The following is a 23,163-nucleotide window of genomic DNA, read 5'->3' as shown; positions in this document are numbered from 1 at the left end:
GTCCTTCGAGCCGACCTCCGTCGCTACCGCGTGAACCGATCGGTCGGATGTGCCCCGTCGAACAGGTCGACGGTCCCTCCGTCGTAGCGCTCGAACCCGAGCGACTCGTAGAACCGACGCCCGCGCTCGTTCGCGGCCAGACACTCGACGTACACGCACGTCCCGCCGTCGATGTCGTCCGTTCCCCTCCGCACCAATGCCGTGCCGACACCCGCCCCCCAGTGCGCCGGATCGACGTAGACCGCACGGAGTTGTGCCGCGTCGTCGGGGACGAACGCATGGGTGTGGCTCTCGCCGCGCGCGACGTTGCAGACTCCGACGACGCGCTCGTCGGCGACGGCGACCAGAAACAGCAGGTCGTCGGCCGCCCGTTTCCGCTCGAAGCGCTCCGCCGGATAGAACTCCGCCGGGTCCACCGTCGCCTCCGTCAGCGCGTCGGCGTCGACGACGCCGTCGTAGCCGCGTCGCCACGAACCTGCCAGCGTCTCCTGAACCTCGTTGAGATCGTCCTCGACGGCCACGCGGACCGTCACGTCGGTCGACACGATCGCGTCGTTGACCGTCATCAGAAAAGTCGTTTCGGAGGTGTACGAGTGTGCGGATACGCGAATCAACGAGCGGCCGCGGTGACGGAAACGGCGGCCTACCGCAGCGTCTCGACCAACTCCTCGCCCTCGACGTACGGGAAGCCGTGGCGTTCGGCGTACTCCCGCGCGGCCGCCGGCGACAGCGCCCCGCCGGTCTCGTCGTCGAGCATCTCGCAGACGACGACCGCGGGCGGCTGGCCCGTCTCGGCGGCCATCGCGAGCCCCAATTCCGTGTGGCCCAGTCGATCCGAGAGCCCCTCGGGCGCGCCGCGCAGCACGTGGACGTGGCCGGGCGCGCGGAACTCCGCGGCGAACTCCTCGGGGCCGTAGTCGACGCCGGCGTCGACGGCGGAAGCCATCGAGGCCAGCTCCGTGATCGTCAGCGCCCGGTCGTCGTCGGTGATCCCGGTGAACGTGTCGCGGTGGTTCACCGGCAGCGAGAACGACGACCGGTCGTCGTACGCGAGATCGTGGCCCGCGGCCGCCGGGTGGTCGATCTGGTCCTCGAGGAACGGGAGGCCCGCGGCGTCGGCGACCGGGTCGGAGACGGCGACACAGATCAGTCCGCCGGCGTCGTTGCGCATGCGCGCCACGTCCGCCGGTTCGACGGCGTTGGCGGGGTACACCAGGTCGGTCTCCCCCTCGCGGTCGTCGAAGTCGTGGACGAGCACCGGCTCGCCGGCGCGGAAGGCCGCGAGCGCGCGGTCCAGCCGGCCGGCCTGCCGGCTCACGCCGACCCCCCGGACTCCGCGGCTCCGGTCGGCCGCCCCGTCCCGTCGGCCCGCTCGGCGTCGGTGACACGGACGCGCACCTCGTCGCCGTCGTCGAGTCCCAGCTCTTCGCGCAGCTTCGCGGGCGCGATCACCTCCAGTTGGTCCTCATCGTGATGGGTGCGTTCGGGGACGATGACGTGAACCGGCTCGAACGACTCCCCGTCCGCGACCACCTCGGCGGCATAACACGTCGCCGGCCCGAACGTCCGGTCCTCGTCCTCCCAGCCGTCGATGGGGACTCCCTCGACGGAGTCGAGCCCCGCACGGGCGCGAACCGCCGCCTCCGACAGCGAGACGTTCAGGGTTCCCGGGAACGGCTCGTAGCCGAGGCGCTCGACGAACTGCTCGTGGTAGCCCGACAGCTGGATGTAGTGGCGACCCTCGCCCATCCCGGAGGTGACCGTTCCCGAGAGGGTGAGTCCCGCATCTCCCTCGAACAGGCGGCGATAGTCCGTGTACTCCGCACGGAGACGGCGCTCGCCCGCGTCGGTCACCGTGACCCACTGCCCGTCGCCGACGACGTCGCGGTCGAGCAGCCCCGCGGCCTCGAGCCGCTGGAGCCGCCGGGACGCCGTCTGGCTGGAGGCGTCGAGTCGCTCGCCCAGCGTCGAACAGGAGACCTTCACCGACTCGCGAAGTCCCCCGCGGAGCGCGACCGTCTTCAGCGCCGCCACCTCGTCGTGGCCGACGGTCGTCGTGGAAGTGCTCATTGCACGTACGTCGGTGGTGGCCGCCCAAAAGGATACCGAATACGGTATGCGTAACAGAACCGTTACGGTGCGTCACGCGACCGAGACTCGTACACGATCTGCGCCCCCGACACACCAAAAGGCGTCGGTGTCGGCGAGTCGGCCGTGCTCGGGAGCGCCGCTGGCGCCGTCGCCGACGCCGCCGGCGGGGCGGTTCGGAAACCCATTTATCGGCGGCGGGGGAAGCCACGCGCATGTTCAGACAGTTCCGGTCGGCCGTGGCGGCGGCGCTCTCGGACGCGCTCGCCGACCTCGGCTATCCGACCGACGACCTCGGCATCGAGGACCCGCCCGACGGCGTCGACGCGACGCTGGCCTCCAGCGTCGCGTTCCGGCTGGCGAGCGAGGCGGGCGCCCCGCCGCCGCAGGTCGCCGCCGAGGTCGCCGAGGCGGTCGACGTGGCGGCCACCGAGTACCTCGCACGCGTCGAGACCAACGGGCCGTACGTGAACTTCCTCGTCGACGACGCGTACCTCGCGGACACGCTCGACGCCGCCCGCGACGACGAGTACGGCCGGCTCCCGCCGAACGGCGAGTCGGTCGTCGTGGAACACACCTCCGCGAACCCGACCGGCCCCGTCCACGTCGGTCGGGCACGAAACCCGATCATCGGCGACGCGATCGCCAACGCCGTCGACTACGCCGGCTACGACGTGGACCGTCACTACTACGTCAACGACGCCGGGCGACAGATGGCGATCTTCACGTGGGCCTACGAGACGTTCGACGAGTCGGAACTGCCCGAGCCGGCCCGCGAGAAGGACGACTACGACCTCGTGCGCTACTACCGCAAGGGCAACGAGGTGCTGGAGTCGGGCGACGAGGAGACGGTCGAGGCGGCCGAGGCGGAGGTCGCGTCGATCCTGCAGGGACTGGAGTCGGGCGACGAGGAGACGTACGAGCGCGTCGGCGAGGTCGTCGACACCGTGCTCGCGGGGATGGAGGAGTCGCTCGCGCGCCTGCCCGCCGCGTTCGACGAGTTCGTCAAGGAGACGCGCTTCATCCGCGACGGCTCCAGCGACGAGGTCGCCGAGCGCCTGAAGGACTTGGAGGAGTCCGTGATCGAGGAGGGGGCCTGGCAGGTCGACCTCTCTGAGTACGGCTACGAGAAGAAGCTCGTGTTCCTCCGCTCGGACGGCACGTCGCTGTACACCACCCGCGACCTCGCGCACCACGAGTGGAAGTTCGAGAACTACGACCGCGCGGTGACGGTGCTCGGGGAGGACCACAAGCTGCAGGCCGGCCAGCTGGGGGCCGCGCTCGACCTCCTCGGCAACGACACCGACCGGTTGGAGTCGACGTTCTACTCGTACGTGAACCTCCCCGAGGGGAAGATGTCCACGCGCGCGGGCACGGCCGTCAACCTCGACGACCTGCTCGACGAGGCGATCGACCGCGCCCGCGAGGAGGTCGAGCGCCGGATGGACGACCGCATCCGCGACGACGACCTCGCGGCGGAGGACGTCGACCGCATCGCCCGACAGGTCGGCATCGGCGCCGTCCGCTACGACATCGTCAGCAAGCAGCCGACCAAGTCGATCACCTTCGAGTGGGACCGCGCGCTCGACTTCGAGGCGCAGTCGGCCCCGTACGTGCAGTACGTCCACGCACGGTGCTGTGGGATCGTCGACGAGGCGGGCGAGGAGGGGCTGGCCCCCGACGCCGCCGTCGACCCCGAGACGCTGTCGACGCCCGAGGAACGCGACCTGCTGAAGGTCGTCGCGCGCTTCCCCGCCGTCGTCGAGGGGGCGGCCGAGGACTTGGAGCCGCACCGCGTCGCCACCTACACCCGCGAGTTCGCCGAGACGTTCAACGCCTTCTACCGGGAGTGCCCCGTGCTCACCGCCGACGACGAGGCGACCCGCGAGGCGCGCCTCGCGCTCGTCGCCGCCGCGCGACACACCGTCGCGAACGCGCTCGACGTGCTCGGGGTCGAGGCGCCCGAGTCGATGTAGGAAGGAGGAACTCCGCAGTCGTCACGCTCGTCTCCGTTCTCCGATCGCGGTTCGACTACGCCAGCGTCGGCAACAGCGCCCCCGGCGTGATCAGGCTCCCGCCGACCGAGAGCACCGCGACGGCCCCCAGGCCGAGCGCGAGGACGATGAAGACGAGGATCCACCAGATCGGCACGGAGTCGCTGTCAGCTTCGCTCATACTCCCGAGGGGCGGGGGCGACGGAAAAGAAACTCCCGATCCGATCCCCGCGGACGGCTACGACGACCGGAACAGTCGACCGAGGAACCCGCCGCCGTCGCGGTCGTCCCGGTCGTCGTCCTCGTCGTCCGCGTCGTCCTCCGACCCGTCTCCCTTCGCCTGCTCGGCCCGCTCCTTGCTCTGCTGGGCGAACGGGATCACGTCGTCGCCGATCTCCGCGGACTCGCCCGACTCGGCGTCCTCGACGGTCGGCGTTCCCTCGCGGTCGCCCCGGTAGGCGTCGTACTCGTCCTCCTCGAGCACCGTGCTCCGGGCGGCCGTCGCCGCGTCGTCCTCCTCGTCCTCGCCGGCGTCGTCGTCGAGGATGACCGCGTCGTCGACCTCGGGGTCCGCGTCCGCCTCGACGGCGGGGGTCGCGTCGTCGGCGTCCGCGTCGGTCGCGCCCTCCGTTCCGTCCCCTCCCGTCGTCGCGTTCTCCGGATCGCGCTCGACGGTCGCCTCGTCCGTCGTCCCCGACTCGGCCGTCGCCTCGTCCGTCGACCCGGATTCGCCGTCCTGCTCCCCGCCCTCCGTCTCCGGCCCGGGGTCCTCGGAGTCGGCTTCCTCCTCGGACCGCTCGGACTCCTCGTCCACCTCGGGCAGATCGAGCGCGGCCTCCGGGTGATCGTCGGGATCGGCCGCCGCCTCGTACTCGGGGTCCTCGGGGGCCGCCTCGGCGTTGTCCGGAGTGACCGCCGGCCGGATCGGCTCGCCGGTGAGCGAGGAGGCGAGCGAGCGGTACGCCGCCGCGGCGTCGCTGTCGGGCGCGTACGCCGAGAGGGGACTGCCGGCCGCCTGTGCCTCGGCGACGAGCGGGTCGTCCGGGATCGCGCCGAGCACCGGCACGTCGACGTCGCCGGTGTCCTCGTCGCCCTCGGCCTCGTTGAGCGCGAGGCCGACGACCTCGCCGCCGAGCTTCTCGGTGAGGTCCTGCGTCTTGCGGGTGTTGGCGAGGCCGTCGCGCGTCGGCGTCGACACGAGGAGGACGCCGTCGGCGACCGACAGCGGGAGCGCCGTCTGGTGCGTCAGGCCGGCGCCCGTGTCGACGATCACGTAGTCGGCGCCCGTGATCGCCTCCAGCACGTCGGTGATCTCCCCCGGCTCGGCCTTCCGGAAGTGTTCGAGGCTGTCGCCTCCGGGGACCACCGCGAGGCCGTGGGGTCCCTCGCGGGTCGCCTCGGCGGGATCGCCCTCGCCCGCGAGCACGTCGTGCAGCGTCACCTCCCCGGGGTGGACTCCGAGCGACGGCCCGAGGCTGGCCGACCCGAGGTCGGCGTCGACCGCGACCGTCTCGTAGCCGGCGGCCGCGAGCGTGGCCGCGAGGTTGGCGGCCGTGGTCGTCTTGCCGACCCCCCCTTTGACGCTCGCGACGGCGTAGATCTTCGGCATTTGTCGTGGCTACGGCGGTCCCGCGTGATAAATGTGGGCCCCCTCACTCGGGTATTCAACAGGTACTTACCCCGCGGAGGGCCTACTAGCCCGTAATGAGCAGCGACGCCCAGGAGGGGCAGGCGAGCGACGACCGCCGGAAGTACGAGTTCCGGAAGGTCCTCGACGAGCTCGACGACTTCGAGGGCTCGGGGACTCAGCTCGTCACGATCTACATTCCCGACGACAAGCAGATCTCCGACGTGGTCGCCCACGTCACCCAGGAGCACAGCGAGGCGTCCAACATCAAGTCCAAGCAGACCCGGACGGCCGTCCAGGACGCGCTCACGAGCATCAAGGATCGACTCCGCTACTACGACGTCTACCCGCCCGACAACGGGATCGTCATCTTCTCCGGGGCGGTCGACTCCGGCGGCGGGCAGACCGAGATGGTGACGAAGGTGCTGGAGTCGCCGCCCGAGCCGATCCAGTCGTTCCGGTACCACTGCGACTCGGACTTCCTCACCCAGCCGCTGGAGGACATGATGACCGACAAGGGGTTGTTCGGGCTCATCGTCCTCGACCGACGAGAGGCGAACGTCGGCTGGCTCAAGGGCAAGCGCGTCGTGCCCGTCAAGTCCGCCTCCTCGCTGGTGCCCGGCAAGCAGCGGAAGGGCGGCCAGTCCGCCCAGCGGTTCGCCCGTCTCCGTCTGGAGGCCATCGACAACTTCTATCAGGAGGTCGCGGGGATGGCGAACGACCTGATGGTCGACAAGCGCCACGACCTCGAGGGGATCCTCGTGGGCGGCCCGTCGCCGACGAAGGACGAGTTCCTCGACGGCGACTACCTCCACCACGAGCTGCAGGACCACGTGCTCGGGAAGTTCGACGTGGCTTACACCGACGAGTCGGGGCTGTACGACTTGGTCGACGCCGCGGGCGACGTGCTCGCCGACCAGGAGGTGATGAAGGACAAGCGGGAGATGGAGGAGTTCTTCGAGAACCTTCACACCGGCGACAAGGCGACCTACGGCTTCGAGCAGACCCGCCGCAACCTCATCATGGGCTCGGTCGAACGCCTACTCCTGTCGGAGGACCTGCAGGACGACGTCGTCACGTACACCTGCCCGAACGGCCACGAGGAGCGCGAGGTCGTCGAGCGGCGCCACTCGACGCCCGAACACGAGTGCGAGGAGTGCGGGGAGACGGTCCCCGCGAGCGACGCCGGCGAGCGCGAGGACGTCGTCGAGCACCTCATCGACATCGCCGAGCAGCGCGGCACGGAGACGAAGTTCATCTCCACCGACTTCGAGAAGGGCGACCAGCTCATGGACGCCTTCGGCGGCGTCGCCGGCATCCTCCGCTACTCGACGGGCGTGTAAGCCGACCCGGCGCGTCGATCGCCGCCCGGCCGTTCTCGACCCCCCACGTCGCCTCCGCCTCTCCTCGTCCATTCTTCCGCTTCGCCCGGCGTCACTCGCCGGCGGTCCGGACCAGTACGACCCCGACGATCACCAGCGCACCGCCCGCGACGATCGTGGGTGTCACCGGCTCCCCCAGGAGCGCGGCACCCAACGCGACCGCCACCGCCGGCTCCGCCGTCGAGAGCACCCCCGCCCGTCCGGCGCCGACGCGCGCCAGCCCGGCGAAGAACGCGACCATCGCGAACGCGGTCGCGACGACGCCGAGCGCGACGACCGCCCCCCATCCCGTGACCGTCGTCGGGAGCGTGATCGCGTCGGTGAGCGCGGCCACGATCGCCAGCGACACCGCGGCCGCGGGGGCGACGTAGGCGGTGAGCACGCGCTCGTCGGTCGTCTCCAGCGTCACCCGCGAGACGACGATGTACGCCGCGTACAGTCCTGCGGCGGCGACCGTCGCGGCAGCGCCGACGGGATCGAAGGCGCTCGCCCCGCCTCGGGAGATGAGGATCACGCCCCCGAGGGTGAGTCCCGCCGCGACGACCGTCCTGGCACCGACCGGCTCGTCGAGGAACGTCGCCGCGAGCGCGACGACGAACAGCGGGTACGTGTACAGGAGCACGGTCGCGAGCCCGGCGCTCATGCGCTCGACGCCGACGAAGAACCCGTAGCTGACGCCCGCGTAGCCGACCGCGCCCAGCGCGACCGCGGTGAGCGTCTCGCGGGTCGGCAGCCCGAGCGTCGGCGCGTCGTCGCCGGCCACCGCGCGATAGCCGAGCAGCCCACCCCAGAGGACGAGCGTCCCGACGGCGAACCGGAGCGCGAGCGCCGACGGCACGGACAGTCCGGCCCGGAACGCCACCGCGCCGAGCACGCCGAGCGTGCCGAAGGCCGCCGCCGACGCGAGCACGAGGAGGGTTCCGGCCGTGTCGCTGTCCATCGGTTCGTGTTCGGGTCGGAGGCCGACCCGCGGCATACGTCTTGCCGTTCGGTCCGTCCCGGTCAGCGACGGTCCAACAGGGAGTCGAGCTGTCGAACTCGCCGCTCCAGATCGAACTCGGGGACGATCTCCGCCTCGTGGACCGCCTCGACCAGCCGGTCGAACGCGAGGGCGGTGTCGACGCCCTCGCGTTCGGCACGCTCGCGAAGCGTGGCCGCGGACTCCCTGTGCAGGGCGATGGAGGGCAACGTTCCGATCAGCAGCGCGAACGCGACGGCGCCCTCACCGGCCGGGAACGACTCGTGGACGCGGTCGAACTCCGGGGCGGCGTCGCCGGCGGTCGCCGCGTCCGCCTCGGGGTCGGCGACTCCGTCGCCGTCGACGGCGCCGACGGCGAGACAGCCGGGACAGATGCTCGCCGCCGCGGCGTCCTCGGGCGCGTGCGAACGGAGGTCCTCCGGGACGGGAAACGCGACGACTGCGGTGTCGCAGTGGGGGCAGGTCACACCCGGCGGTACGGGCGGACCGATATAAAGTTCCGGACGGCGAACGGTACCCCGGCGTCAGTCGTCGCTCTCGGCGACGCCCGCCTCGAGCGCTTCCGCCTCGGCCTCCGCGGCCGCCTCGGCCTCCTCCTCCTTCTCCTCCTCTTCCTTCTTCGCCTTGATCTTCTTGAGCCGGAAGATCTCCTCCCGCTCCTGCTCCTCGAGCTTCTGCTCGATGTACTCCTTGTTCTCGTTGAGGTCGGGCAGGAGCTTGAACTCCAGCGCGTTGACGCGGCGCTTGGTGGTCTCGATCTCCTCGAGCATCTTCTTCATCGCCGTCTCGACCTCCGCCGCGAGGATGATCGACTCGATCAGCTCCTCGTAGGCGTCGGCCGCCTCGTCGATCCGGGCCGACGAGCCGAGCACGCCGTAGCCGCGCTCGTCGAGGTCCTTCCGCACCTTCGAGGACTCGATCTGCGGGACGACCACGCCCATGATGTTCTTCGACTGGGTCGTGATCTCGGGGTGCTCCTTCAGCGCCGCCGCGGCGCCGCGAACGGCCACGTCACCCTCCATCGCGCGCGCCTTGTTGATCTTGTCCTGGGCCGTGTCGTAGTCGCCCTCGAGCTTGTCGCGGACGTCCTGTGCCTGATCGAGGATGTCCATGAACTCCATGATGAGGCCGTCGCGCTTCTGCTCGAGCGTGTCGTGGCCCCGCTCGGAGAGGTCGATCCGGTCCTCTATCTCCATGAGGTTCTTCCGGGTCGGTTTGACGTCGTTCGCCATAGTCTTGCGAGTGCGTTGCGCGGCGAGCGTGTTAACCCTTGTTAGTCGGCGTGCGCGTGCGGGGCGCGGAGGGGCGTTCCTCCCCCGACACGTCGTCCCGGTCCGCTGTGTGGCGACTGTCCGTCCTGAGCAGTCGAGACCCGGGTAACGAGAAAAACTGACCGAACGGAGCTGTGGGTTCAGTCCGCGGAGACTTCCTCGGTCTCGGCGTCCGACGCGGCCGCGTCCTCGCGGTAGTGCTCCTCGATGAGGTCCTCGTCGACGCGGTTGAGCTCCGTCCTCGGCAGCGTCGACAGCAGGTCCCAGCCGAGTTCGACCGTCTCGTCGATCGTCCGGTTGGTGTCGAAGCCCTGCTCGACGAACTCCTCCTCGAAGGCGTCCGCGAAGTCGAGGTACTTGTTGTCGCGCTCGGACAGCGCCTCGCGGCCGACGATGTTCACGAGGTCGCGGAGGTCCTCGCCCTCCGCGTACGCCGCGTACATCTGGTCGGACACGTCGGCGTGATCGGCGCGGGTGAGGCCCTCGCCGATACCGTCGTCCATCAGTCGCGACAGGCTGGGCAGCACGTTCACGGGCGGCTCGATGCCCTGGCTGTGGAGGGGACGGTCCATCATGATCTGCCCCTCCGTGATGTACCCCGTCAGGTCGGGGATCGGGTGCGTGTCGTCGTCCCCCGGCATCGTGAGGATCGGGATCTGCGTGACCGAGCCCTCGCGGTCCTTGAGGCGACCCGCGCGCTCGTACAGCTGCGCCAGGTCGGTGTACATGTACCCCGGGTAGCCACGGCGACCGGGCACCTCCTCGCGGGCCGCGCCGATCTCCCGCAGCGCCTCGCAGTAGTTGGTCATGTCCGTCAGGACGACGAGCACGTGGTACCCCTTGTCGAAGGCGAGGTACTCCGCCGTCGTCAGCGCGAGTCGCGGCGTGACCGTCCGCTCGACCGCGGGGTCGTCCGCGAGGTTCATGAAGACGACCGAGCGCTCCAGCGCGCCCGTCCGCTCGAAGTCGTCCATGAACTCGTTGGCCTCCTCCTGAGTGATACCCATCGCGCCGAAGATCACCGCGAACTCCGACTCGTCGTCGTCGCCCTCGCCCTCCTCCTCCGGGACGGTCGCCTGGCGGGCGATCTGGAGCGCGAGGTCGTTGTGCGGCAGGCCCGAGCCCGAGAAGATCGGGAGCTTCTGGCCGCGCACGAGCGTGTTCATCCCGTCGATGGCGGACACGCCCGTCTGGATGAAGTCCTCGGGGTACTCCCGACTGTACGGGTTGATCGCGGCCCCGACGATGTCGCGGCGCTCGTCCGGGACGATGTCCGGACCGCCGTCGATCGGGTTGCCGGAACCGTCCATCACCCGCCCGAGGAGGTCCTCGGTGACGGGCATCTTCAGCGTCTCGCCCAGGAAGCGGACGGACGCGTTGCGGTCGATGCCGGTCGTTCCCTCGAACACCTGGATGGCGACGATGCCGTCCTCGCTCTCGAGGACCTGTCCGCGCTTCGTCTCGCCGCTCGGCGTCTCGATCTCGACCATCTCGTCGTAGCCGATGGGCTCGTCGACCTCGGCGAACACCAGCGGGCCGCTGACTTCCGTGATTGTCTGATACTCTTTCATGATTCAGTAGAGCGAGCGGATCTGCTCGGTGATGTCCGACTTCAGTTCGTCGACGTACGCCTCCCAGTCCTCCTGGGTCGCGATCCGGTTGAGCTTCGGCGCCGCGTCGATGTCGGTGATGTCCTCGATGGGGACGCCGGCGTCGAGCGCGTCGAACGCCTCGTCGTTGAACGTCTGGATCGTCGTGAGGATCGCGTACGTCTTCTCGGGCGGACAGTACATGTCCACGTCGATGAAGGCGTTCTGCTGGAGGTAGCCCTCACGCAGGTACCGCGCCACCTCGAGGATGAGCTGCTGGTCCTCCGGCAGGGCGTCCTTCCCGACGAGCTGGACGATCTCCTGGAGTTCACCCTCCTCGTCGAGCGTGTCGACGGCCCACTGCCGCCGCTCGGGCCAGTCCTCCGCGACGTTCTCCTTGAACCACGGGTCGAGCTGGTCCTGGTACAGCGAGTACGACTCGTTCCAGTTGATGGCCGGGAAGTGGCGGCGCTCCGCCAGGTCGGCGTCCAGCGCCCAGAACGTCTTCACGATGCGCAGCGTGTTCTGGGTGACCGGCTCCGAGAAGTCGCCGCCGGGCGGGCTGACCGCGCCGATCGCGGAGACGGACCCCTCGGTGCCGTTGAGGTTCTCGAAGTAGCCGGCGCGCTCGTAGAACTCCGCCAGGCGGGCGGCGAGGTACGCGGGGTACCCCTCCTCGCCGGGCATCTCCTCCAGCCGGGAGGAGATCTCGCGCATGGCCTCCGCCCACCGCGAGGTGGAGTCGGCCATCAGCGCCACGTCGTACCCCATGTCGCGGTAGTACTCGGCGATGGTGATGCCGGTGTACACGCACGACTCGCGGGCCGCGACGGGCATGTTCGAGGTGTTCGCGATGAGCGAGGTCCGGGCCATCAGGGAGTTCCCGTTCTTCGGGTCCTCCAGCTCGGGGAAGTCCTCGATGACCTCGGTCATCTCGTTGCCGCGCTCGCCGCAGCCGACGTAGACGACGATGTCGGCGTCGGCGAACTTGGCGAGGCTGTGCTGGGTGACCGTCTTCCCGGAGCCGAACGGGCCCGGGATCGCCGCGGTACCGCCCTTGGCGATCGGGAAGAGGCCGTCGAGGATGCGCTGGCCCGACACGAGCGGCTCGCGGGGCGTTCGCTTCTCGATGGTCGGCCGCTTCTCGCGGACCGGCCACTCCTGGCGCATCGAGATCTCCTCGCCGTTCTCGAGCGTGACGACGGCGTCGTCCACGGTGAACGCGCCCTCCTCGACGCTCTCGACGACGCCGCCCTCGTAGTCCGGCGGCACCATGACCTTGTGGTCGATGGTGACCGTCTCGGGGACGACGCCGACGATGTCGCCGGCCTCCACGCTGTCGCCGACCTCGACCTCGGGAGTGAACTCCCACTCCTTCTCCAGGTCGATGCCGGGCGCGTCGACCCCGCGGTCGAGGAACGCGCTGTCCATCTTCTCCTCCAGCACGTCGAGCGGGCGCTGGACGCCGTCGTAGATGGCGTCCAGCATCCCCGGCCCCAGGTCCACGGAGAGGGGTTCGCCCGTGTTCTCGACGGGCTCCTGGGGGGCGACCCCCGAGGTCTCCTCGTACACCTGAATGGTCGTGACGTCACCCTCGATCTCGATCACCTCGCCCATCAGCCCTTCGTCGCCCACGTAGACGACGTCGTTCATCCGGGCGTCGAGGTCGACGGCCTTCACGACCGGACCGCTCACGCTCTTGATGCGTCCGGTTCCTTCGGTCGTCTCGGTTTCGGTTGCCTGACTCATGTGTTCACTCGTCCTCGTCCATCAGGTCGATCCCGATGGCTCTCTTGATCTGTTCGCGTAGGCCGCTCCCGGCGCCGCCGCCGAGCGTGACCAACACCGGTTCCACGCTGCCCTCCACGTCCCGGCGGACGGTCCGCGAGAGGTGCTCGAGGTCCTCGTCGAGCATCACGACGATGCCGACGCCGTCGTCCGCGAGCGTCTCCTCGACCGCCTCGTCGAGGCGCTCGTCCTTCTCGTCCTCCGGGACGTTCTCGCACTTCCGGACGCCGGCGAGCCGGAAGCCGGTGGTGAACTCGGGACTGCCGATCACCGCGATCTCCTGACTCATATAATCACCAACTCGGATTCGATCTCCTCGGGGTCGAGGCCGGCCTCCTTCCCGCGCGCGATGGCGCGGATGTTGTCGACCTCACGCTCCTTCGCGAGCACGTACGACACGACGGGCGTCACCGACAGCGGGTGGATCAGCCCGAGCGAGTCCGCGTACTCGAGCAGCGCCGCCTCCAGCGCGTGCTCGAACGCGATGAGGCTCTCGGCCCCCTCGAGCTCCGCCAGCGCGTCGGAGAGCCGGTCGCCGTACCGCGACTCGCGGACTCGATCGATCAGCTCGTCGGTGTTCGACGCCAGCTGCTGGAGTTCGCCCGCGGAGAACAGGACGCCGCCCTCGATGTAGTACTCCGACGGGTCGAGGTCGGCCCCCGACCGCGCCAGCCGCAGGGCGTTGATCGCGTTGCGGAAGTCGATCTCCGCCTCGAGGAACTCGCGGTACTCCGACAGCGCCTCGCCGGAGAGGTCGTCGGTCCGCAGGAGGTCGTAGTACGCGCGGTCGACCGCGTTCTCGAGCGGCACCAGCACGCCCTCGGACTCGTAGTCGTCGAGGGCGTCCGCGAGCGCGTCGCCGAACACCGTCGACGACAGCACCTCGACGGCCTCCTCGACGGTGCCCGCGTCGAGCAGCCGGTCGAGCAGTCGGTCGTCGAACTCCCCGGCGCGGATGAGGTCGTCGGCGACGGCCTCGCGCTCGGTGTCCGAGTAGATGCCCCGCAGGACGGTCTTCACGTTCCACGCGTCGAACTTCCGGAGGTAGCGGGCGACGTGCCCGTACAGCTCCCCCTCGGCCCAGCGGAGGATGTCCTCGAAGTCCTCGGCGAGGCTCGCGTTCAGCGCGTACTCGATGAGGTCGACGCCCGAGAACCGTGAGCCGAGCGCGTTGATCTCCTCCTCGTACGCCGGCGATTCCTCCATGAACCGGGCGATCTCCGCCGGGCTCATCCTGACCAGCTTCCGGTAGTCGTCCTCCTCGAACAGCGACGACCGCCGCGATCGGACGCGGGCGTTCACGTACTCGGGGTTCGACGTGCCGGCGCGACTACTCATCGTCGAACAGTCGGTCGCTCAGCTCCTTGAGGTTGTCCTCCCAGACGGCCTCGAGGACCGAGTCGAACGTGTTGTTCACCCGGACGCGCGACTCCTCGCTCTCGACGACGACGCCGCCGAGGCACTCGCGCTCGCCGGCGAACGACCAGCCCTCGTAGTCGTCGAGGATCTCGGTCAACAGCTCCTCGTCGTCCGCTCGGCCGCGAACCGCGACGGACTCGTCGTCCTCGAACTCGACGGCCGCGGCGTCGAGGAGCGCGCGCGTCAGCTCCTCGCGCCGGTCGCCCTCGAGGTCCGCGATGGCGGCCTCGGTTCCCTCGCGCACGTCGGCGAGCACGTCGCGGCGCGCCTCGAGCCGCTGCTGTTTCGCCTCCAGCTTCGCCGCCGAGAGCGTCTGCTCGCGCTCCTGTTCGATCTGTCGCTCGACCTGCTGTTCTCGCTCCTGGACCACTCGTTCGGCCTCCTCCTCGGCCTCCGAGACGATCTCCGCGGCGCGCTCCTCGCCCTCTTCGCGGATGTCCTCCGCACGCGCGCGGGCCTCGTCTCGGATGTCTTCGACGACGGTCTCCAAACTCATGATGAAAGGGAGGAAGCGGTTTAGACCAGGAAGATGGTGACCAGTGCGAGAATGACGAGGGTCTCCGGGAGGACCGTGAAGATCAGCCCGGACACGAACAGGTCCTCGTCCTCGGCGACGGCCCCGATCGCGGCCGAACCGATGCCGCGCTCCGCATAGCCCGCGCCGAACGCGGCGAGGCCCACGGCGAGCGCCGCCGCCGCGTTGGCGGTGATGGCGGGGGAACTGGATCCGGTCTCCTGCAGTACAACGTTGCCGACTTCGGATGCGATTTCGAGCATGGTATTCGGTAGGCGGATTGCCTAACTCCGGACAAGTCTGTGTTGCACCTGTGGAGTGCATAAAGGTTCCCAAAGAGAGCGACGAGAGTCCGGAATACGGACGTGTGACGCGTCGCTGGGCGTGTGAATCGTCCACATCCGAGCACGGTCGACAGCCGCGAAACCGAGCCGGGACCGTCCGACGGTCCGGCCGGTTCGACGGTCCGGTCTACTCGTCGGCGGTGAACCGACGGACGCGACCGAACGGCTCGTATTCGGTGCCGCCGCCGTCGAAGAACTTCGAGAAGAACTCGTAGTACTCCAGACGGACGGCCTGCAGACCGGCGGAGGTCACCCCCAGCGCGAGCACGAGGACGTGCCCGATCACCAGGATGAGCAGCCCGCCGACGAGCGCCGCCACGCCGCCGTGGGCGAGCCCGGGGAACAGGATCGCCTCGGCGCCGTACTCGGCGGCGTAGTACTCGGGTCCGTGCGAGAGCATGTAGTGGTACTCGCCGTGGTGCTCGTACACGCCGAAGAACAGGAGGTTGACGACGAACGCCATCCCCGCCTTGGCGAGCAGCACCGCGGCGATCCGGGTGTAGCTCAGCACGTTCACGAGCACGTCGAAGATCTCCAGCAGCTCGGCGGGCGCACCCAGTAGCAGCAGGAGCGCGCCGACGAGGAACATCGCGAGGCCGACGTAGCCGACGACGGGCGGGAAGCCGTTGAACCCGAGCGCGAACGCCGCCTTGGCGTACTCGCCCGTCGCCTCCGGCGCCGCCCCGGTCCCGTCGAAGACGGTGTAGATGAACGAGGGCGCGGTGCCGGCGGCCAGCCGGCTGAACACGAGCAGCCAGAGGCCGTTCATGCCCAGCAACCACGAACCCTTCTCGGTGATCGCCGCCTTCGGCCCGTGGAACTCGAGCTCCTCGAGGAAGCCGAAGACGTACCCCACGTTGAGGTGGACGAGCGCGACGAGCGCGGAGACGACCAGCCACGCCTGCGCCCAGTAGATGTCGGCCGGCTGCAGCCCCTTGTGTATCGGGGCGCTGGAGAGGCCGACGACGCCCTCCCAGAAGTACGTCGAGATGACGTGGAGGCCGAAGAACTCGCCGTAGAGGACGCCGAAGATCGCGGTGAAGATACCGGCCGCGATGGTGACGCCGCCCATGGACTTGAACGCCTGCGAGTCGAAGTTCGAGTACAGATAGTAGCCGATGAGCCCGTAGAGGATGCCGTAGCCGAGGTCGCCGATCATGAACCCGAAGAACGCCGGGAACGTGAGGAACAGGACGACCGTCGGGTCGAACTCGCGGTAGTTCGGGCGCCCGACCGCCTGCACGAGCACCTCGAACGGCGAGACGATCCCCGAGTTGTCCTGCACGACCGGCGGGTCGTCGTCGCGCATGACGACCGAGCCGCCGGAGCCGTCGGCGACGGCGCGCTTGGACTCGCGTTCGTCCTCGTCGCCCGCCTCGAGCTCCTCGTCCGGACCGGCGTCCTCGACGGATGGGGGCACGTCCTCGCGGACCTGCACCTCGCCGTCGGCGCCGAAGGAGGCGCGCTCGATCTCCTCGACCTCGGCGTGGCCGCCGACCGCGTCCTGCACCGCCGACTTGAACTCGGTGTAGCTGTCGGTGGGGATCCACCCCTCGGCGACGAACGCGTTGCGCGTCGTCGCGTACGACAGCGGCGCCTCCGTCTTCTGAACCTCGATAGCGAGCTTCTCCTCGGCGGCCAGCAGGAAGCCGGCCGCGTCCGATCGAAGCGTGTCGAGCTCGCTCTCGACCGACTCGAGGTCCGACTCCAACGACTCCCGCTCGCGCTCGAGCTCGGCGACGTACGCCTCCGGCGAGACGCTGTCGTCCTCGACGTCGGGCACCTCGATGGCGGCGAACTCGGCTCCCACCAGCGCGTCGGAGAGCGCGCTCTCGTCGGCGTCGCGGTCGGGACGCGCGAAGACGGCGAACACGTCGTCGCCGAACAACTGGTACTCGGTGAGCGCGGGCGCGTCGAGGACGGCGCGCTCGACGGTGTCGCGGTCGCCCTCGCCGACCGCGACCTGCACGGAATCGTAGCCCTGCAGCAGGTCGAGGTCGATACCGAGCTCGGCGAACGGCTCGACCGCCTCGATGCGTTCCTCGACGGACCGGAGCTGTGAGCGGATCTCGTCGCGGCGGTCGTCGATCGCGTTGACCTCCTCGCGGAGCTCCTCGAGCTCGGCCGTCAGCTCGTCGTCGTCGACCACGCGGGTCGGCCCCGCGTCGTCGCCCTCGACGCCGAGCATGGACTTCAGCGAACGAACGGTGACCAGCTTCTCGGCCGCGTCCTCCGCGCCCGACTGCGGGTTACCCTGAACGAACCCCTCCCAACCGCCGCCGTACTCGGTGACGTGCAGGAGGTTGAGCTCGTGAACCGCCTCGACGACCGACTCCATGTACGCCTTGGAGCCGGTCACCGAGACCTTGCTCATCCGCTCAGGCCTGAGCATGTACCGCCTCCTCGAACCGTTCCACCGCGAACTCGACGACCTCGTCGACCCGGTCGCTCGCCTCGTCGACGAGTTCGTTCCGCTCGCGGCGGCCCGCCGCGATGGTCTCCTCACGCTTCTCCTCGATCTGTTCGCGTGCCTCGTCGAGGCGCTCCTGCTCGATGCTGTCGGCCTCGGCCTCGGCCTCGGCGACGATCTCGTCGGCCTCCGACCGGGCCTCCGAGATCCGCGCCTCGCGGTCGGCCTCGGCCTCGGCGACGATCTCCTCGGCATCGGCTTCGGCCTCCTTCACGCGTTCGAGAACTTCGGGTCTCGGCATGGATACTCGTCGTCTGTGGGTTATCCCACGTCGATATAAGGTGTTTGCGGAACGCAGGCGTCAGTGGCGTCGTGGAGCGAGCGAGCGAGACGACTATCGACGGCGGTTTTCGGCCACGAGAGCGAACCGGGGGTGAACACAGTGAGCCCCCGAGACGCGGACGGGGAACGGAGTCACCGTGAGCGAAGCGAGCGGGACGGGGAACGGAGTCACCGTGAGCGAAGCGAGCGGGACGACGGTCGACGATGCTCCGATCAGCGAGCGCGAACCTCCCCCGCCGCCCTGCGGAGGCCACGTCCGATGGCCTCGCGCGACGCGAACACCTCGCCGAGCGCCCAGCCGACGAGGACGATCAGTCCGGCCACGACGCCGGCGAACGGCCACGAGCCCATCCAGACCGGTCGGATCCACGGCGTCACGTGGGCCCACCGGGTCGCGAACGCCCGCGCGGGGCCGGCGAGCGCCGTGCCCGCGAAGGTGTTCTGTACCGTGGCGGCGAACGTCGCGCTGTCGCCGGTCCCCTCGATGAGCCCGGCGGAGCCGTACAGCCGATAGCTCCCGGAGACGCCCTGGTCCGCCATCGTCGGGCCGTTCGACTCGTCGCCGGTCCCGATCCGCTCGGCGTCGTACGGTCCCCACGTGGCGTAGTACTCCCAGACGATCTCGCCGCGCGGCGTCACCTCGATGACCCGGTGGTTGAGCGAGTCCGTGATGAGCGTGTTCCCGTTCGGCAGTCGATCGGCGTCGCGCGGCCACGAGAGCTGTCCGGTGCCGACTTCCCACGTCTCGACCCACTCGCCGTCACGGCGCTCGTACTCGACGACGCGGTCGTTCTCGGAGTCGGCGACGAGCACCGTCGGGTTGCCGTCCTCGCTGACGAGCCAGTCGGGGTTGTGCTGTTCGTTGAGCACGTCGTGGTTCCCGTCGGTCCCGAGGCGGTAGTCGATCTCCCCGGTCGACCGGTTCACCACGATCGCCTGATCGAAGTTGCGCGGGGAGACGAGGTACTGTCCCTCGGCGATGCGGTCCACGTCGTTGACGTGCGTCCAGTCCTCGTTGAACCCGCCGTCCGTGGAGTTGGGGTAGTGCTCGCGGAACGTCCACTCCCAGACGGTCTCGTCGGTCGTCCGGTTGTAGACGAGGATCCGGTCGTCCGACCGCTGCTCCTCCTCGTTCCAGTTGCGCATGTTCGCGATGAGGAGGTTCCCGTTCGGCAGCATGTCCACGTCGTGGGTGTCGTGGAAGTCGAACCGCTCCGTCCACACCGGCTCGCGCGTCTCGCGGTCGATCTCCGCGACCGTCGTTCCGTCCGGGTTCGTCCCGACGACGAGGAGGTTCCCGTTCGGGAGCGGGTCGACGTCGTAGAACCACCGCGCGTTCTGGTTCGACCCGTCGTACACCCAGTCGGTCGACCCGTCGGGCGTCACCTGGACCAGTCGGGCTGGCTTCTTCTGTGAGCCCTGTCCCTGGAAGTGGAAGCCCTGGATCGCGACCACGGTGTCGTTGTTCGCCTCGGAGTCGATCGTGCCGGCCTCGAGGCCGACGGTGCCCGGCGTGCCCGAGTCTCCCGGCGCGATCGCCTGTGCCGCGGCGGGGGCGAACAGGCCGACGACGACGAGCGCGACGAGCGCCCGGGCGGCCGTCCGCCTGGAGACGGGGAGGGAGGAAGCCATACCCCGAACGGCGGGATGTGGGATGGAAACTCTTGTGCTCCGGTCCGGCGGTATGAGAGCGGCACGTCGTCGGGGATGTCGACCGGCCCCGAACGGGGTCTCCCTCAGACCGCGGCGGAGAGGACGCCGCTCGTTCGGACGACGAAGTAGACGACGAACGCGCCCGCGAGCACCCAGTGACCGGGACGAGTCTCGTCGGCGCGCCCGGCGGCGAGCTTCACGAGCGGGTACGTGACGATACCGGCGGCGATGCCGTACGCGATCGAGTACGTGAACGGCATGACGAGCACCGTCATCCCGGCCGGGATGGCGGCCGTCAGATCGTCCCACGCGACCTCGACGACGTTGCGCAGCATCACGACGCCGATGACGACCAGCGCGATGTGGCTGGCGTACAGCGGGATCGCCGCCGCCAGGGGGACGACGGCCAGCGCCGCCAGGAACAGCAGCGCGACCACGAGCGCCGTCATTCCCGAGCGGCCGCCCTCCTCGACGCCGACGGCTGACTCGATGTACGTCGTCACCGTCGAGGTGCCGAGCATCCCGCCGACGGTGGTGCCGACGGCGTCGGCCATCAGCGGCTTGTCGATGTCCGGCAGGTCGCCCTCCTCGTCGAGGAACCCAGCGACCTGCGAGACGCCGACGAGCGTGCCGGCGGTGTCGAAGAAGTCGACGAAGAAGAACGTGAACACGATGAGCGCGAAGGCGAACGGCTCGACGTTCGAGAGCCCGCCGATGAACGAGCCCGCGAGCGGCGTGATATCGTACGTCGCCTGCGCCGTGAGGTTCCCCACGAGCGCGTCGGCCGGCCCGAGGCCGAACCGCGCCGCGAGGAAGCCGAGCACGGTCGTGAACAGGATGCCGATGACGACCGAGCCGGTGACGCCGCGGGCGTACAGTCCGAACGTCAGGAACAGCCCGAGGATGGAGACGATCGCGACCGGGTCGGAGGCGACCGACCCGAGCGTCACGAGCGTCGCGGGGTCGTCGACGACGACGCCCATCGCCTCCAGCCCGATGATCGCGAGGAACAGCCCGATCCCGGTGCCGACCGCGAGCTTCACGGGCGTCGGGAAGACGTTGATGACGTACTCGCGCGCGCCGACCGCGGTGAGCGCGATGAAGAGCAGTCCCTCCACGACGACGGCCGCCAGCGCCGTCTCCCACGGGATCCCGAGGGCGCCGACGACGGTGAACGCGAAGAACGCGTTCAGGCCGAGTCCGGGCGCCTGCCCGAACGGCCGTTTCGCATACAGCGCCATGATCAGCGTCGCCACCGCGGCGGCGATCAGCGTCACGACCGCCACCATCTGCAGGGTCTGTGCGTACGAGACCCCGTCGACGATGATCCCCGGCTTCTCGCCCTCGATGCCGACGAGGATGCTCGGGTTCACGAAGACGATGTAGCTCATCGTCAGGAACGTGGATACCCCGGCGACGACCTCGGTCCCGAGGTCCGTCCCGAGCTCCTCGAACTCGAAGTACTCAGCCAACCGCTGTTGCAGGCCCATATCGCCACACTTGTGCATATATCACTTAACCATTCGGCTTTATACCGACAATATATACACAAACATGGATACTTACTGACGAGAACGCGTCACACTGTCGAGGGGTCGTCCGCGACGGCGGTCGATCGTGACAACGGTCCGGCCGCAACGAGATCCACTCGTGCGACGGGACAGCGCTCGCGGACGGTCCGCCCTACTCGAACCGCGCCAGGGCTCCGACCGGCGCGTCCGTTATCTCGGCGGCCCGGTCGGTTCCCTCCTCGCCGACGGCGATGAGCGCGAACACGCCCGTCACCTCGGCGTCCGCCTGCAGGGCGATGTCGAGCAGGAGCTCCTGCGTCTCCCCCGATCGGATGAGGTCGTCGACGACGAGCACGGACTCGCCGGCGTCGATGGCGCTCGCGGGAAGGTAGTACGTGAGCTCGATGCCGGAGGCGAGGCGCTGGCGCGACTCGATGAACTCCTCGACGGCCGTCTCCTTGGACTTCTTCGCGTAAGCGACGCGGGCGTCGAAGTGACTCGCCATGGCCGCCCCCAGCGTGATCCCGTCTGTCGCGGCGGTGAGCACCACGTCGGGCGTCTCGAAGTCGAACGACTCGGCGGCGACTGGCGCCACCAGGTCGAGGAACGGTTGGTCGAACACGACGCCGGAGTTGTCGACGTACCCCTCGTCGTCGAAGCCGATTCGCGCCTCCAGTTCGGCGGCGAGCGTCTCGCGACCGATGCCGCCGACGACCTCCCGAGCGCGCTCGGCGCCCGGCAGGACGTGTCCGTTGACGTAGCGGTTCAGGTCGCCCGCCGGCAGACCGGTTACCTCCGCGAGCTCGTCGTACGTTCGCGTCTCCTTCAGCGTCCGCAACACGGCGACCGCCTGCAACTGCAGGGCGGCCTTCTCGGCCCTGTTCATGGATCTATGCTCGTTCGTGCAACTATGAACACTTCGGATTCAGCTACGGCCGGATCTGCCAGCGTTGCGTATGTGTGTATACCTCATCGCACGGCCGCCGCCGCGGGCTGGACACGCGAAGAACAGACGAGAGAACCCGTGTCTAAGGGGCCGCTACTCGTCCTCGAGGAGACGCGTCGCCGTCAGCAACGACTCCAGCTCCACGTCGTGTTCGGCGAGGAGCTCCGCGGCTCCCTCCTCGCGATCGACGACGACGAGCACCCTGTTAACGGTCGCGCCCGCCTCTCGCAGCGCCTCAACGGCGTCGAGCGCGGACTGGCCGGTCGTCGCGATGTCCTCCAGAACGACGACCTCCTCGCCCTCGTCGAACGTCCCCTCGATCCGGTTTCCGGTCCCGTACTCCTTGGCGGCCTTTCGGACGATGAGGTACGGCGAGCCGGTCTCGACGGCGGTCGCGGCCACCAGCGGAACGGCGCCGAGGGCGACGCCCGCGAGCGTCGCGTCGCCGACGCGCTCGGCGTACGCCTCGGCGATGAGTCCCAGGCAGGTGGGGTCCGTCTCGAAGCGATACTTGTCGACGTAGTAGTCGCTCGTCCCGCCGTGGGAGAGTTCGAACTCGCCGAACAGGACGGCCTCCGCGTCCCGAAGCGCGGCGATCAGCTCCGCGTCGCCGACGGCGCCGTCGGTGGAGTCGCTCATACCCGTGGGAGGCGCGCGACGCCGCGAAAGGCTATCGGTCCGCGGTCGCCGCGGGCGCTCGCCACGGAACAGGCGAGACCTTCCTGCTCGCGGTCCCGCGGGGACCGACGGCGCCGGTCAGTTCGCCGCCTCACACCGCTCGATGACGCTCGCGGGGATCGGCGCGCCGACCTCGTAGGCGCCGACGGTGTGGTCGGCCGCGCGGCCCTCGAAGACGACGCGATACGTCGCTCCCTGCGTCGGACACGCGAGCGCGCTGCGGCCGGTGATCCGCGCCTCGCCCTCGTCGGTTCGGAGGTCCGTCCACGGCACCTTCGTGCCGGCCTCGTCGACGACGACGACGCGCTCCACCGAGGGCACGGCGCCGTCGCGATGGGTGACCACGATCGCGGTGTCGTCGCCCTCCCCGTCGATGGAGAAGGAGAACCCCTCGGGCCGGTCGATCGGCTCGCCGCCGAGTCCGGTCGCGACGACGCCGCCGATCCCGGCGACGCTGGCGGCCGCGACCAGCATGAACGCCAGCGCGATGGTCGGAAACATGACCCGGACGTGCTCGCGGGGCGACAGGTCGCCCTCCTCCTCGACGCCCTCGGGAGGATCGCTCGACTCGGCCGTGTCCGATTCGCTCACGCCCGGACCGTCGCGACTATCCCTCAAAACCACAGCG

General features: G+C 69.4%; 23 protein-coding genes. 2 read left to right on the top strand and 21 right to left on the bottom strand.

All coding sequences use genetic code 11. The features are described from left to right. Positions 1-23: 23 nt before the first annotated feature. The 3 genes from GRX01_RS07335 to GRX01_RS07325 all read right to left on the bottom strand — a co-directional run bounded on the left by GRX01_RS07335 (position 24) and on the right by GRX01_RS07325 (position 2,070). On the bottom strand, positions 24-566 hold the full coding sequence (locus GRX01_RS07335; RefSeq protein ID WP_159665084.1) for a GNAT family N-acetyltransferase: 543 nt from the start codon (positions 564-566) through the stop codon (positions 24-26). Between the two features lie 77 nt (positions 567-643). Further along, positions 644-1,318: a 3,4-dihydroxy-2-butanone-4-phosphate synthase gene (gene ribB / locus GRX01_RS07330; protein ID WP_321167953.1), complete on the bottom strand. Its 675-nt coding sequence runs from the start codon at positions 1,316-1,318 to the stop codon at positions 644-646. After that, positions 1,315-2,070 (bottom strand): DUF120 domain-containing protein, encoded by a 756-nt coding sequence (locus tag GRX01_RS07325; protein WP_159665081.1) that lies wholly within the window; start codon positions 2,068-2,070, stop codon positions 1,315-1,317. Before GRX01_RS07325 ends, ribB begins: the two co-directional genes overlap by 4 nt. Positions 2,071-2,303: 233 nt before the next feature. Between GRX01_RS07325 and argS the strand changes: the two genes are divergently transcribed. Next, the gene (argS, locus tag GRX01_RS07320) at positions 2,304-4,064 is read left to right on the top strand and encodes an arginine--tRNA ligase (protein WP_159665078.1); all 1,761 of its coding nucleotides are present in this window, start codon (positions 2,304-2,306) and stop codon (positions 4,062-4,064) included. A 55-nt stretch (positions 4,065-4,119) separates the two neighbouring features. Here argS and GRX01_RS18780 read toward each other — a convergent pair whose 3' ends face one another. Both GRX01_RS18780 and GRX01_RS07315 read right to left on the bottom strand, forming a co-directional pair. Next, entirely contained in the window at positions 4,120-4,263 is a 144-nt protein-coding gene (locus GRX01_RS18780; protein WP_201289538.1) for a hypothetical protein, read from the bottom strand. A gap of 57 nt (positions 4,264-4,320) precedes the next feature. Beyond that, on the bottom strand, positions 4,321-5,691 hold the full coding sequence (locus tag GRX01_RS07315) for a P-loop NTPase (protein ID WP_159665075.1): 1,371 nt from the start codon (positions 5,689-5,691) through the stop codon (positions 4,321-4,323). 95 nt (positions 5,692-5,786) lie between these two features. Between GRX01_RS07315 and prf1 the strand changes: the two genes are divergently transcribed. Beyond that, a complete protein-coding gene (gene prf1, locus GRX01_RS07310) occupies positions 5,787-7,052 on the top strand; it encodes a peptide chain release factor aRF-1 (protein WP_159665072.1) in 1,266 nt (421 codons plus the stop codon). A gap of 91 nt (positions 7,053-7,143) precedes the next feature. Here prf1 and GRX01_RS07305 read toward each other — a convergent pair whose 3' ends face one another. From GRX01_RS07305 to GRX01_RS07230, 16 genes are all read right to left on the bottom strand, one after another. Next, on the bottom strand, positions 7,144-8,031 hold the full coding sequence (locus GRX01_RS07305) for a DMT family transporter (protein ID WP_159665069.1): 888 nt from the start codon (positions 8,029-8,031) through the stop codon (positions 7,144-7,146). Between the two features lie 62 nt (positions 8,032-8,093). Further along, entirely contained in the window at positions 8,094-8,537 is a 444-nt protein-coding gene (locus GRX01_RS07300; RefSeq protein WP_159665066.1) for a DUF6276 family protein, read from the bottom strand. Between the two features lie 57 nt (positions 8,538-8,594). After that, positions 8,595-9,302 carry a V-type ATP synthase subunit D gene (locus GRX01_RS07295; protein WP_159665063.1) on the bottom strand — a complete coding sequence of 236 codons (708 nt, stop codon included), beginning with the start codon at positions 9,300-9,302 and terminating at the stop codon, positions 8,595-8,597. A gap of 179 nt (positions 9,303-9,481) precedes the next feature. Continuing rightward, positions 9,482-10,912 carry an ATP synthase subunit B gene (locus GRX01_RS07290; protein WP_159665060.1) on the bottom strand — a complete coding sequence of 477 codons (1,431 nt, stop codon included), beginning with the start codon at positions 10,910-10,912 and terminating at the stop codon, positions 9,482-9,484. Between the two features lie 3 nt (positions 10,913-10,915). Then, entirely contained in the window at positions 10,916-12,679 is a 1,764-nt protein-coding gene (locus GRX01_RS07285) for an ATP synthase subunit A (RefSeq protein WP_159665058.1), read from the bottom strand. A gap of 4 nt (positions 12,680-12,683) precedes the next feature. Further along, complete coding sequence (locus GRX01_RS07280) at positions 12,684-13,007, bottom strand: V-type ATP synthase subunit F (RefSeq protein ID WP_159665055.1); 324 nt, start codon at positions 13,005-13,007, stop codon at positions 12,684-12,686. After that, the gene (locus GRX01_RS07275) at positions 13,004-14,056 is read right to left on the bottom strand and encodes a V-type ATP synthase subunit C (RefSeq protein ID WP_159665052.1); all 1,053 of its coding nucleotides are present in this window, start codon (positions 14,054-14,056) and stop codon (positions 13,004-13,006) included. Before GRX01_RS07275 ends, GRX01_RS07280 begins: the two co-directional genes overlap by 4 nt. After that, on the bottom strand, positions 14,049-14,633 hold the full coding sequence (locus GRX01_RS07270) for a V-type ATP synthase subunit E (protein ID WP_159665049.1): 585 nt from the start codon (positions 14,631-14,633) through the stop codon (positions 14,049-14,051). The genes GRX01_RS07275 and GRX01_RS07270 overlap by 8 nt, the downstream gene beginning before the upstream one ends. Positions 14,634-14,653: 20 nt before the next feature. Beyond that, positions 14,654-14,914, bottom strand: a complete 261-nt coding sequence (locus tag GRX01_RS07265) for a F0F1 ATP synthase subunit C (protein ID WP_159665046.1) — start codon at positions 14,912-14,914, stop codon at positions 14,654-14,656. Positions 14,915-15,122: 208 nt separating this feature from the next. Continuing rightward, entirely contained in the window at positions 15,123-17,387 is a 2,265-nt protein-coding gene (locus tag GRX01_RS07260; RefSeq protein WP_159665043.1) for a V-type ATP synthase subunit I, read from the bottom strand. Continuing rightward, positions 17,374-17,706, bottom strand: a complete 333-nt coding sequence (ahaH, locus tag GRX01_RS07255; protein ID WP_159665040.1) for an ATP synthase archaeal subunit H — start codon at positions 17,704-17,706, stop codon at positions 17,374-17,376. Before ahaH ends, GRX01_RS07260 begins: the two co-directional genes overlap by 14 nt. A 254-nt stretch (positions 17,707-17,960) precedes the next feature. Further along, a complete protein-coding gene (locus GRX01_RS07250) occupies positions 17,961-19,379 on the bottom strand; it encodes an aryl-sulfate sulfotransferase (RefSeq protein WP_159665037.1) in 1,419 nt (472 codons plus the stop codon). A gap of 104 nt (positions 19,380-19,483) precedes the next feature. Further along, on the bottom strand, positions 19,484-20,890 hold the full coding sequence (locus GRX01_RS07245; protein WP_159665034.1) for an NCS2 family permease: 1,407 nt from the start codon (positions 20,888-20,890) through the stop codon (positions 19,484-19,486). Positions 20,891-21,083: 193 nt separating this feature from the next. Continuing rightward, positions 21,084-21,797: a phosphoribosyltransferase family protein gene (locus GRX01_RS07240; RefSeq protein WP_159665031.1), complete on the bottom strand. Its 714-nt coding sequence runs from the start codon at positions 21,795-21,797 to the stop codon at positions 21,084-21,086. Between the two features lie 153 nt (positions 21,798-21,950). Further along, the gene (gene pyrE, locus GRX01_RS07235; protein ID WP_159665028.1) at positions 21,951-22,496 is read right to left on the bottom strand and encodes an orotate phosphoribosyltransferase; all 546 of its coding nucleotides are present in this window, start codon (positions 22,494-22,496) and stop codon (positions 21,951-21,953) included. A 117-nt stretch (positions 22,497-22,613) separates the two neighbouring features. Then, positions 22,614-23,126, bottom strand: a complete 513-nt coding sequence (locus GRX01_RS07230) for a hypothetical protein (protein ID WP_159665025.1) — start codon at positions 23,124-23,126, stop codon at positions 22,614-22,616. Positions 23,127-23,163: the final 37 nt, after the last annotated feature.

The sequence above is a fragment of the Halobaculum saliterrae genome (genome assembly GCF_009831625.1).
Lineage (GTDB): Archaea > Halobacteriota > Halobacteria > Halobacteriales > Haloferacaceae > Halobaculum > Halobaculum saliterrae.
This window is presented reverse-complemented; position numbering and strand designations above follow the sequence as displayed.